The sequence below is a fragment of the Hydrogenophaga sp. genome (genome assembly GCF_030158645.1).
In the GTDB taxonomy this organism is placed as follows: domain Bacteria; phylum Pseudomonadota; class Gammaproteobacteria; order Burkholderiales; family Burkholderiaceae_C; genus Hydrogenophaga.
This window is the reverse complement of the sequence record NZ_JAOASO010000074.1, coordinates 1-10,415: the sequence shown is the minus strand read 5'-3', so window position 1 is coordinate 10,415 and position 10,415 is coordinate 1. Positions and strand designations below refer to the sequence as shown.

General features: G+C 64.6%; 11 protein-coding genes. 6 read left to right on the top strand and 5 right to left on the bottom strand.

What is annotated here, in order from left to right:
- Window positions 1-119: 119 nt before the first annotated feature.
- Window positions 120-572: a hypothetical protein gene (locus Q1W68_RS07540; RefSeq protein ID WP_300659551.1), complete on the bottom strand. Its 453-nt coding sequence runs from the start codon at window positions 570-572 to the stop codon at window positions 120-122.
- A 1,013-nt stretch (window positions 573-1,585) separates the two neighbouring features.
- On the opposite strand from Q1W68_RS07540, the gene Q1W68_RS07535 reads away from it, so the two are divergent.
- A complete protein-coding gene (locus Q1W68_RS07535; protein WP_300659549.1) occupies window positions 1,586-1,750 on the top strand; it encodes a hypothetical protein in 165 nt (54 codons plus the stop codon).
- Window positions 1,751-1,816: 66 nt separating this feature from the next.
- Window positions 1,817-2,758: a hypothetical protein gene (locus Q1W68_RS07530; protein ID WP_300659547.1), complete on the top strand. Its 942-nt coding sequence runs from the start codon at window positions 1,817-1,819 to the stop codon at window positions 2,756-2,758.
- 44 nt (window positions 2,759-2,802) lie between these two features.
- Here the strand turns inward: Q1W68_RS07530 and Q1W68_RS07525 are convergent, their stop codons facing one another.
- The 4 genes from Q1W68_RS07525 to Q1W68_RS07510 all read right to left on the bottom strand — a co-directional run bounded on the left by Q1W68_RS07525 (window position 2,803) and on the right by Q1W68_RS07510 (window position 6,657).
- On the bottom strand, window positions 2,803-4,131 hold the full coding sequence (locus tag Q1W68_RS07525) for a TRAP transporter large permease subunit (RefSeq protein ID WP_300716024.1): 1,329 nt from the start codon (window positions 4,129-4,131) through the stop codon (window positions 2,803-2,805).
- Window positions 4,128-4,685: a TRAP transporter small permease gene (locus tag Q1W68_RS07520; protein WP_300716023.1), complete on the bottom strand. Its 558-nt coding sequence runs from the start codon at window positions 4,683-4,685 to the stop codon at window positions 4,128-4,130. The genes Q1W68_RS07525 and Q1W68_RS07520 overlap by 4 nt, the downstream gene beginning before the upstream one ends.
- Before the next feature lie 80 nt (window positions 4,686-4,765).
- Window positions 4,766-5,836 carry a C4-dicarboxylate TRAP transporter substrate-binding protein gene (locus tag Q1W68_RS07515; RefSeq protein WP_300716021.1) on the bottom strand — a complete coding sequence of 357 codons (1,071 nt, stop codon included), beginning with the start codon at window positions 5,834-5,836 and terminating at the stop codon, window positions 4,766-4,768.
- Window positions 5,837-5,928: 92 nt separating this feature from the next.
- Window positions 5,929-6,657, bottom strand: a complete 729-nt coding sequence (locus tag Q1W68_RS07510) for a TetR/AcrR family transcriptional regulator (protein WP_300649428.1) — start codon at window positions 6,655-6,657, stop codon at window positions 5,929-5,931.
- Between the two features lie 85 nt (window positions 6,658-6,742).
- Here Q1W68_RS07510 and Q1W68_RS07505 point away from each other — a divergent pair, with 85 nt between their 5' ends.
- The 4 genes from Q1W68_RS07505 to Q1W68_RS07490 form a co-directional block, all read left to right on the top strand.
- On the top strand, window positions 6,743-7,399 hold the full coding sequence (locus tag Q1W68_RS07505; RefSeq protein ID WP_300716020.1) for a carbon monoxide dehydrogenase subunit G: 657 nt from the start codon (window positions 6,743-6,745) through the stop codon (window positions 7,397-7,399).
- Window positions 7,400-7,409: 10 nt separating this feature from the next.
- A complete protein-coding gene (locus tag Q1W68_RS07500) occupies window positions 7,410-8,291 on the top strand; it encodes a xanthine dehydrogenase family protein subunit M (RefSeq protein ID WP_300649426.1) in 882 nt (293 codons plus the stop codon).
- Between the two features lie 17 nt (window positions 8,292-8,308).
- A complete protein-coding gene (locus tag Q1W68_RS07495; protein WP_300716019.1) occupies window positions 8,309-8,794 on the top strand; it encodes a (2Fe-2S)-binding protein in 486 nt (161 codons plus the stop codon).
- The coding region (locus Q1W68_RS07490) for a xanthine dehydrogenase family protein molybdopterin-binding subunit (protein WP_300716018.1) at window positions 8,791-10,415 on the top strand (1,625 nt) is incomplete at its 3' end. The genes Q1W68_RS07495 and Q1W68_RS07490, both read left to right, overlap by 4 nt.

Sequence of the window (10,415 nt, the reverse complement as noted above, 5' to 3'; positions counted from 1 at the left end):
GGATTGTGATTCCTGTTGTCGTGGGTTCGAGCCCCATCAGCCACCCCAAAATTTATCGACCCCTGCAAGTACTTGATTTTCAAGTCTTCCAGGGGTTTTATTTTTGGGGCACAGGTACATCATGGGTACAGCTTGCGGCGTGCAAGTGCACCGCGGCGGTACCAAGGTGCAGTCAGGGCGGTGTCAAGGTGCATCCGGCTGTCGTACACGTCAACTTCCCCGTACATCGACTCGTACTCCACCAGAAGCCCGATGCGTTCCAACATCGCTTCGATGTCTGGGGGTGGGTCGGGCAAGCTGAAGCTTCCGATGTTCACCTTCTCGTCAAACGCGAGAACATGCTTAGGGCGCAGGTAGGTGAAGTGGATGTCGTTGCCGAGTCCTGTACCTATCGGAAGCGTTTCCAACAAGTCCCGCAGGCCTTTGACGCTCTCCACTTTCTTCGGCTGGCCGTCGAGCAGCAGAAGGTACCGATGAATGGTGGCTGGCCCAAGCCCAGTGTTTCGTAGAACTGCCGACACGTGAAGCATGAGCTTGCCATCGGTAGTGGTTTGGCGCGTGTCCGTGGTCACTGACAACTTCGGACGCACTGAAATCCTGTTGTGGACTCGATTCGCTCGGTCATTGGCAAGGGTTCCGACGAGTGCGCAGCCCGCAACGAACAAGGCAGCAACATCTACAAGGCTGTTTGAGTCAGGCATCGTGCGGCGGGTGGTTGGGGATTGAGCGCAACTGTAACGAACCTTTAAGTTAACCCGCCCTCTCGCTACGCACCGTGACAGCGCCTTGGGCGCTTACGAAGACCTGATGTGGGACCCCAAGAGGGATGTTGCTTGAGCGTCCCAAGGAAGCGATGTCACTCAGCTCGGCGCCCTGTATGGCCACCGTGAGGTCCGCAGTGCCCGCTGCTGGGATGGAGGGGAAGTCCAGGCTGGCGATGAAAGCGCCGCCTGTGCTGCCCGCTGCAGTTAACTCGAAGAAGTCCACGAGGGCACGAGGAGGCGCGGCAGTGCGCAAGGCCATCGCTGTGGCGCTGGTGCGGGCGAAGGTCACTTCGCGCCCGTTCACTTTACAGCGGAGCAGCATGACGGTGCGGGGTAAGCCTTGGGGATATTGAAGCCGATGTAGCGGAGTCGCCCACGATGACCTGAGACACGGGATTGGGTGTCATTGTTTTCTGTGCCATGGTTGGGAATGCGCTGCGCGAGCACCTACCGCAGGTGGAGTGCGTGGGTTCTGAGCACAGAGGCCTCATGAGGCCGCACCACAGGCGCCCGGTGAGGCTTGGTCTGAGGTGTCCGGTGGGTCGCAGCCAGATGGGCTGCAGTTCAACCTTCGAGGCCTCTTTGGCGGACCTGCTGGACTTCACACGGAGATGGGTGAGGCGCACAGCAGGGCTGGTTCCAATTGGCGGGATTGGTGCGTATTTGGCAATGAGGTTGTCCGCCGAGCCGCTGGGCCCCCAGGCGCGAAGGCGGCCCGACCTCCGGAGCCAGCGCCAGAAGTGCCCAGCTGTGCTAAACACGGGCACCTGGCTCGGGTTGGAAGCCCTGCGTTTGCACGCGCAACGCGCACCGCGAGTGCGATGGCCAACAGGATCTGCGTGCTGCTGTCGCTTCATGTTCAGGTCCTGCACGGATGGGCCGATACTCACCCCGCGCTTGCCGCCGCTGTGTTGGGCAGCTTGGCCGTGGAGGCCACGGAAGGGCTGGTTGGCGTTGCCCGGGAATTGGACCTGGTGGACGTCTGATTCCGAGGGTGGCTGAGCCGGGCGTGCCCGAAGCTGATTCAAATCTGGAATGAACAGGAGTCAACCATGAACGACAAGAAAGTCCAGACGCTGGATCTGGGGAAGCTGACGGTGATTGCCGTCTTGTTTTTGATCATCGGCATCTGGGTCGGTGCTTGGTGGTGGGCGTCAGCGCCCTCGGGATTCATCAGAAACCTGACCAGCCAGCCACTGGCTGATATCTTCAGCAGCGTCAATGCGCTGTTCGCCGGTCTGGCATGCGCGGGTGTGCTGATCACGATCTACATCCAAATGCGCGAGTTGGCCTTGACCGCGCAGGACTTGAAGGAAACCGCGCAGGCGAACACAGCGGCGGCGCGCGCCGTCAGTGACACTGCCGTGGCCAACGGCGAGATGGCCAAGGCCAGCTTGAAGATGGCGACACATTCAGATGAGCGCTCGGTGCTCGATCTCTTTCAGATCTACTGCAGCGATTATTTTCAGGGCGTCAAAAACGCGTCCATGAGCGTGTTGATCCCGTCTGTTGCCAGCAAACCGTACTTTGATTTTGTGGTCAGCCGCTTCTTTGTCGCAGAACAGTTGAAACTGCCGGCAGACTGCTGGGCCAGAGTTTCCAAAGTCACGCGCTGCAAAAGCTACGAGGCGTTTGTGCTTCAGGAGCAGCAGGACCGGTACAAGCTCGACGAGCTCATCAACTTCTTCACGTTGCTGACCGGTCGGCAGAACGCCCCGGAAATCATCCAGCGATGCGATTTTTCCTATGCATGGTGGAGACCGCTTTTCTGGATGATTGCGTCTGAACAGCAACGCCGTTTCTCCGAGAATCCGGCCATCCGCTTCTATTCAACGCCGCTGTACTTTCTGGAGGTCGTGCGCAAGCTGGACCGGATCTATGGGTTTGAGCCGTTTGCATCCGACGCAGACATGTGGAACTTTGTCGTTAACCACCCCAAGGTGCAGAGCTACCAGCTGGATCCCGCGCACGGCGTTGCGTTGCGGGCCACCTGAGCCGCTCCTTCTACAACGAAGGTCTGTGTGTCTACTCGGACCGCTCAGGTCAACGCCAGCGCCATCATGGGAAAGATCGCAATCAACAGCAACACCACCAGCATCACCCCCACGTACGGCAGGGAGCCGGCGAAGATGCTTTCCACCGACACCTTGGGATCGTTCAGCGTGGACTTCACGGTGAACACCGAGATGCCGAAGGGCGGGGTGAGCAGGCCGATCTCCACCGCGATGACGGTGATGATGCCGAAGTGGATCAGGTTGAAGTCGAGCGCTGCGGCGATGGGCACCGCCACCGGCGTCATGATCAGCAGGATGGAGCTGGAGTCCAGGATCATGCCCAGCAGCAGCAGGATCACCACGTACAGGAACAGGAAGCCGTAAGGGCCCAGGCCCGCGTCCTGCACCAGGTCGCTGATGGCCATGGGCACACCGGCCACCGACAGCATGCGGCTGTAGAAGCCCGCCGCCACCAGCAGGATCAGGATGCCGACCGACACCGCGCCGGTTTCGGTGAGCACACGCCAGAGGTTGCCGCCGCCGAGCTTGCGCCGCAGGATGGCGATGACGAAGGCCCCGAACGCGCCCACGCCACCGGCTTCGGTGGGCGTGAAGAAACCCGAGTACAGACCTCCCAGCACCAGCGCCACCAGTGCCGCGATGGGCACCAGCTTGCCGAGCATTTCGGACGTGGTGAGCAGGCGTGCGGTGCTGCGCTCGGCCGCCAGCTCGGCCTGGCGCTTCAGGTCAAACACCAGGCCGGGCGTGAAGCGGGCCATCAGCATGATCATGGCGGCGAAGGCCGCGGCCATGGCAAAGCCAGGGATGATGCCGGCGATGAAGAGGGTGCCGATGGACTGCTCGGCCAGCACGCCGTAGATGATGAGCAGCAGGCTGGGCGGGATCATCATGCCCAGCACCGAGCTGCCGGCCACGGTGCCCGCCGCGAAGCTCGCGCGGTAGCCGTGGCTCACCATTTCGGGCACGGCCACGCGGGTGAACACCGCGGCCGACGCAATGGACACGCCGGTGACGGCAGCGAACACGGTGTTGGCCGCCACGGTGGCCACGCCCAGGCCGCCGCGCAGGCGCCGCAGCAGGGTTTCGGCCACGTCAAACGTGTCCTTGCCGACGTTCGATATCGAGACCAGCAGCCCCATCAGCACAAAGAGCGGGATGGTGGCAAAGATGTAGTCGGCCACGCCGTTGTAGGCCGAGAGGTACATAAGCCGCATGGCCATGTCCACGTCTTCGCGGATCAGCCAGATGCCGGCGAAAGCGACCGCTGTCAGCGCCACAGCGATGTGCAGACCGATCAGCACGAAGAACACCAGAGCTCCAATGAGGAGCCCACCCAGGGCCAGTTCGCTCATGCGGGTTCTCCGTTGAAGGGGGGCTGGCGCAGCAGCGAAGGAATGCAGGCGAGGTAGGCCAGTGCGGCCACCACAGAGCCCAGCACGATGAGGGCGCGGAACGGCCAGGTGACCACGGTGAACACGCCTTGCACGCCAAAATACTCCTTGATCTTCATGGCCTCGGTGAGCTCTGGCCAGGCGATCCAGGCGAGCGCGAAGAAGAGGAAGGCGCCGACGACAACGTTGAACACTTCCAGCGCCTTGAAGGCGGCGGGGGAGCGTTTGCCGATGATGCGCAGCAGAAAGTCGCTGCGGGTCATGCGGCCCGAGCAGACGGCCGCGGCCAACTGCAGGAAGACGATGGAAGCCACCGAGCGGGCGGCGAACTCGGCCACGCCGGTGATGGGTGCGTCAAAGAAATTTCGGCCGAGCACGTCGGCCACGATCAGCAACATCATGAGAAAAATCCACACCGTACCCACGGCAGCGAGCACGTTGGCCACGCCTTGCAGCGGGTTGGTGAGGCCGGCGACCGCAGGGGTTTCGCTGGCGAAGTCGGGTTCGTTGTGCACAGGTCACCTGTGAAGGCTGGAAGAAACACCACCCGGCCATGCGTGCGCATCGCCGGGTGGACAAGACGGCCCGGGGCCGGTCAGCGGTTCTGCAGGTCCCAGTCGCGCAGGGGCTTCACGCCACGGGCGCGCAGTTCGTCAAAGTAGGCCTTGAGCACCTGCTTGCCGGCGTCACCCGTGCCTTGCAGCCAGGGCGCCACGATGTTGGGCAGCCCGTTGACCCACTTGGCCTTTTCGGCAGCAGGCAGCTCGGTGATCTGCAGGCCGGCGGCCTTCATGGTGTCGAGCGCGGCGTTGGCGGTTTTGGTGACGTGTTTGCCGTGCGCGATCGACGTGGCCTTGCCGGCCTTGAGCATGGCCTCCTGCACTTCCTTGGGAAGACCGTCGAACACCTTCTTGTTCACCGCCACGCTGCCGAAGTACATGGCGCCGATGTCGATGCGCGTGAGGTTCTTCGCCACCTCGTACACCCGGGCCGGGCCGATGCCGCTGGCGAACGACAGCGCGCCGTCGGTCACGCCGGTCTGGATGTTGGTGTAGTAGGTGGTGAGCGCGCCGTCCACCGGGGTGGCACCGGTTTCACGCAGCCAGTTGGCCGAGGTGCCGGGCGCGTTGATGCGCTTGTTTTTCAGGCTGGCCATGTCCTTCACCGGGAAGGTGGCGTAGATGTCGTAGCTGTCCGTGATCAGCGAGGACAGCGGCACCATGTTCTGGGCGGCCCAGCTGTCGCGCAGGGCGGGCACGGTGGCGTTGAGCTTGTCGAAGATCTCGATGAGCTGCTCGTGGTTGGTGGTGGCGAACGGGGTGAAGTAGGTCACGTTCTGCAGCGGCATGGCGGAGTTCTCCCACACCGTGCCGACCATGCCCACGTCCACGATGCCGTCGCGCACAGCGGCGCGGGTGTCGGTGAACTTGTAGAGCGTGCCGCCGTAGTTCTCGCGCCAGCGCACTTCGTACTTGGCACCGCCTTCTTTGAGAAGGCGGTCCACCTCGGGCTGGAACACTTCCTTCATGGCGAAGGCCCAGATGTTGGTGGTGGGATGGCTGGAGCCGATGTTGACCGTGACGCGTTGCTGCGCCATGGCCGAACCGACCGCCAGGGTGGCGCCCATGGCGACCAGGGTTGCAAAGGCAATTTTCTTGAGCTTCATGTTGTCTCCTCGGTGGGTGTCAAGGCTGCAGGTTCAGCCGGGGCGGGCAGGGGACCGGTGCCTCCACACCGGTTTCATCAAAAAGGGCGGGGTCATCGTCGGGCAGGGCGCTTGCGCGCGGCCCCGGTGGCGTCGGAAAATTGTTCGCGGCTGGCGTTCAGGTAAGCGCGCACCCGGTCGCGCACCAGTTGTTCGTCGTAGCCCTCATGGGCGCTTTCGCTGTAGACGTCCTGCGCATAAATCCAGCGGCGCATGGTGATGTAGAAAAAGCCGCCGTGCAGGCCCATGAGCAGTTCCATTTCGCGCTCGCTGGGCTTGGCGCGGCTGACCACACCGCGAAAACGGCGCGTCTCGCGGATCAGGCGCGGAAACAGGCGAACCCGCAGCATGGCAAAGAAACGGTCGGTGATGGTGTGGTCGGTCAGGCCCGAGAACACCAGGATGCGCACGAACTCCTGCGTGAGCGTGATCGTGACGTACTCCCAGTAAAACGCGGTGAGCTTGTCTTCCACCGGCATCTCGGGGTTGTCGAGCAGGGCGTCCCACTCGGCGCGCCAGCGACCTTCGAACACCTCGAGGTACACGCGGTCCACCAGCGCCTGCTTGGTGGGAAAGTAGTGGTAGAGCAGGGCGTGGGTCACGCCGATGCTTTTGGCCAGGTCGCGCAACTGCCCGTTGAAGCCGTGCACCGAGAAGAACTGGATCGCGCCGTCCAGGATCTGACGCTCGCGCTCGACCACGCCCATGCGACGGCGCACCGGTGCGTCCGGCGCTGTCGGCTCGTCTTCTTGCACCGTGTCAGGGTTTGTCTGGATGCGCACGCTATTTACCGATCGGTCAATGATTCGTACCATTGTTAACCGACTGGTAAACAAAAACACCCGTGAAAACCCGAGGATTCAAGGCATGGAATTGACTGGAGACATCCTGATCGGCGCGCCGCGTGAAAAGGTCTGGGCAGGCCTGAACGACCCGGAGATCCTGACGCGCTGCATCCCCGGCTGCGAAGCGATGGAGGCCACCAGCCCGACCGAACGCACCGCCCGCGTGGCCGTGAAGATCGGCCCGGTGCGCGCCCGCTTTGTCGGCCATGTGCGCATGGAAGACATCCGCCCCAACGAGGGCTGCGTGTTGCGCTTCCAGGGTTCGGGTGGCGCGGCCGGCATGGCCAAGGGCCACTCGAACGTCGAACTCACCGACGAAGCCGGTGGCACGCGCCTGCGGTACACCGCGCAGGCCGCCATCGGCGGCAAGTTGGGGCAGGTGGGCGGCCGCATGATCGATGCCGCCTCCAAGCAGATGGCCGACCAGTTCTTCACAGCGTTCAACGAACAGATGGTCGGTGCGCCGGTGGTCGAGACGGTTGAAGCGGAACACGCAGAGGCAGCACCCACCACCGCGACCACCCCCGCGCCCGTTGCAGCGCAGCCCGCCTTCGTGCCGCGCACGGTTCAGGCACCCCAGCCCGCCGCCAGCGGCGAAGGCGTGCGCGTGTTGTGGTTCGTGCTCGGATCCCTCTCCACCGGTTTCGGTGTGTGGATCGCTTCCCTGTTGACCTCTTGAGGACCGCTCCATGAAAGCCGCTGCCTTCGACTACGTCAAACCCGCCACCATCGACCAGGTGATCGCGCTGCTGCAGCAGCACGGCGACGACGCCCGCCTGCTCGCCGGTGGCCAGACCCTCATGGCCACCCTGAACATGCGCCTGTCCGAGCCTCAGCTGGTGATCGACATCACCGGCATCGAAGCCTTGCGTGGCATCAGCGTGCAGGGCAGCGCGCTGCGCATCGGCGCGCTGGCCACGCACACCGACATCGAGTTCAGCCCGCTGGTGGCGCGCCACGCACCGTTGCTCAAGGCCGCCGCGCCGCACATCGCGCACCGCGCCATCCGCAACAGCGGCACCTTTGGCGGCTCCATTGCCTACGCCGACCCGGCCGCCGAGTGGCCGACCTGCCTGCTGGCGCTGGGCGGCACCGTCGTGGCACGTGGCCCGAAGGGTGAGCGCCGCATCGCCGCCGACGATTTCTTCACCGGTCTCTACAGCACCGCGCTGCAACCCGACGAGCTGCTGGTCGCCTGCGAGATCCCGCTGGCCGGTGCCGATCACTGGTTCGGCTTCAGCGAACTGGCGCGCCGCCACGGCGACTACGCCATCGTGGGCATGGCCGCCACGGCGCGGCGCGAAGGCGATGCCCTGCACGGCCTGCGCATCGTGCTGCTGGGTGTGGACGCCACCCCGGTGCGCGCGCGCCAGACCGAAACGCTGCTGGAAGGTCGCGCGCTCGATCTGGCCACCGTGACCCAGGCCGTGGCCAGCCTGCGCAGCGAAATCGACCCGCTGCCCGACCTGACCAACACCCCCGACACCAAACGGCACCTGGCCGGTGTGCTGCTGCACCGCATGTTGCCCACCCCGGCCCCTGCAATGGCCACCCCGGCCGCCACCGCCTGAGCTCCCAAGGAACCCCCATGGCAGACCTGTACCCGATCAAAGTCACCGTCAACGGCAAGCCGCACCAGTGCAGCGTGCAACCGCGCACCCACCTGGTGGACTTTTTGCGCGAAGACCTCGGCCTCAAGGGCAGCCACCTCGGCTGCGAACACGGCGTGTGCGGTGCCTGCACCGTCGAACTCAATGGCCAGATCGTGCGCGGCTGCCTGACCCTGGCCGTGCAGGCCGACGGCGGGCGCGTGCAGACCATCGAAGGTCTGAGCGAGTCCGGCGTCATCCGCGATCTGCAAGAGGCCTTTGTGCGGCGCAATGCGCTGCAGTGCGGCTTTTGCACCTCGGGCATGTTGATGGCGGCCAAGGAGCTGGTGGAGCAGATGCCTCACGCCAACCGCACCGAGGTGCGCGAGTGGATCTCGGGCAACTACTGCCGCTGCACCGGCTACCACGCGATCGTGGACGCGATCTGCGACGTGCTGCAACAACGCAAGGAGGCCACCGCATGAAGCGCGACACCGTCAACCTGGAACCCGGCGTGGACCACAGCCGGCCACTGACCCCGGTCAACGACGACCAGCGCTACATCGGCGCTTCGGTGCCGCGCGGCGGCATCGAGCGCCTGACGCAGGGCCTGGGCCAGTACCTGGACGACATCGAGTTGCCGCGCATGGCCCACGTGGTCTATTGGCGCAGCCCGGTGGCGCACATGCGCATCAAGTCGGTCAACGCCGAGTTTGCCCGTGCCATGCCCGGCGTTCTGCTGGTGGCCGACGGTCAGGACATCGCCAAGGTCTGCAAGCCCTGGGTGGCCACGCTGGGTCACCTGGCGGGCATGAAGTCGGCGCCGCAATACGCGCTGGCGCTGGACCGCGCCTGCTGGCAGGGCGAGCCGGTGGTGGCCGTGGTGGCCGAGACGCGCGCCGAGGCCGAAGACGCGCTGGCCTACATCGAAGTGGACTGGGAAGAGCTGCCCGCGGCCACCGACATGCTCACCGCGCTGGACCCGGACACGCCGCTGATCCACCCCGAGCTGGGCGACAACCTGTGTTTCACCCGCACGCTGGACGTGGGCCAGGTCGACGAGGCCTTTGCCAAGGCCGACGTGGTGGCCGCGATTGACTTCGAATTCGGCCGCCACACCGGCGTGACGTTGGAGCCGCGCGCGCAGATCGCGCACTGGAGCCCTGCCGAGCAGCGTCTCACGGTCTACCACTCGTGCCAGGCGCCGCACATGATGCAAGACCTGTATGGCCGCCAGTTCGGCCTGCCGGCCAGCGCCATCCGCGTGACCTGCAAGGACGTGGGCGGCTCCTTCGGCATCAAGGTGCACGCGTACCCGGACGACTTCGCCACCGTGGCGCTCTCCATCATGCTGGGCCGCCCGGTGAAGTTTGTGGCGGACCGGCTGGAGAGCTTCACCAGCGACATTCACGCGCGGCACCACGCCATCCAGGCGCGCATCGCGGTCAACCGCGACGGCGAGATCCTCGGCTTCGACATGGACGACCTCACCGGCATTGGCCCGTACTCCATGTTTCCGCGCACCAGTGCGATTGAAGGCAACCAGGTGGTCAACCTGGTGGGTGGCCCCTACAAGCACCAGCACTACCGCGCCAAGCTGAATGTGGTGTTCCAGAACAAGACGCCCACCTGCCAGTACCGCGGTGTGGGCCACCCCATCGCCTGCGCTGTGACCGAGGCGCTGGTGGACCTGGCCGCGCAGAAGATCGGCATGGACCCGCTGAAGATCCGCGAGATCAACGTGATTCCCGACGACGCCTACCCCACGGCCGGCATCTCGGGCATCAAGCTGGAAATCCTCTCGCACCAGGCCAGCCTGAAGAAGCTGCGCGAGCTGATGAACTACGACGCGCTGCGCGCCGAGCAGGCCGCGCTGCGAAAGCAGGGCATTCACCGCGGCATCGGCTTTGCCACGGTGATCGAACTCACCAACCCCAGCGCCGCGTTCTACGGCGTGGGCGGCGCGCGCATCGCCTCGCAAGACGGCGCCACCGTGCGGCTGGACCCCGAAGGCCACATCACCGTGCTGATCGGTGTGGGCGAGCAGGGCCAGGGCACCGAAGGCATCTACCAGCAGATCGCGGCCGACGCGGTGGGCGTGGACAT

Coding starts and splice junctions, on each gene's coding strand:
- Q1W68_RS07535 (WP_300659549.1), top strand. CDS start 1,586: ATGGCCAACAGGATCTGCGTGCTGCTGTCGCTTCATGTTCAGGTCCTG.
- Q1W68_RS07530 (WP_300659547.1), top strand. CDS start 1,817: ATGAACGACAAGAAAGTCCAGACGCTGGATCTGGGGAAGCTGACGGTG.
- Q1W68_RS07525 (WP_300716024.1), bottom strand. CDS start 4,131: ATGAGCGAACTGGCCCTGGGTGGGCTCCTCATTGGAGCTCTGGTGTTC.
- Q1W68_RS07515 (WP_300716021.1), bottom strand. CDS start 5,836: ATGAAGCTCAAGAAAATTGCCTTTGCAACCCTGGTCGCCATGGGCGCC.
- Q1W68_RS07505 (WP_300716020.1), top strand. CDS start 6,743: ATGGAATTGACTGGAGACATCCTGATCGGCGCGCCGCGTGAAAAGGTC.
- Q1W68_RS07500 (WP_300649426.1), top strand. CDS start 7,410: ATGAAAGCCGCTGCCTTCGACTACGTCAAACCCGCCACCATCGACCAG.
- Q1W68_RS07495 (WP_300716019.1), top strand. CDS start 8,309: ATGGCAGACCTGTACCCGATCAAAGTCACCGTCAACGGCAAGCCGCAC.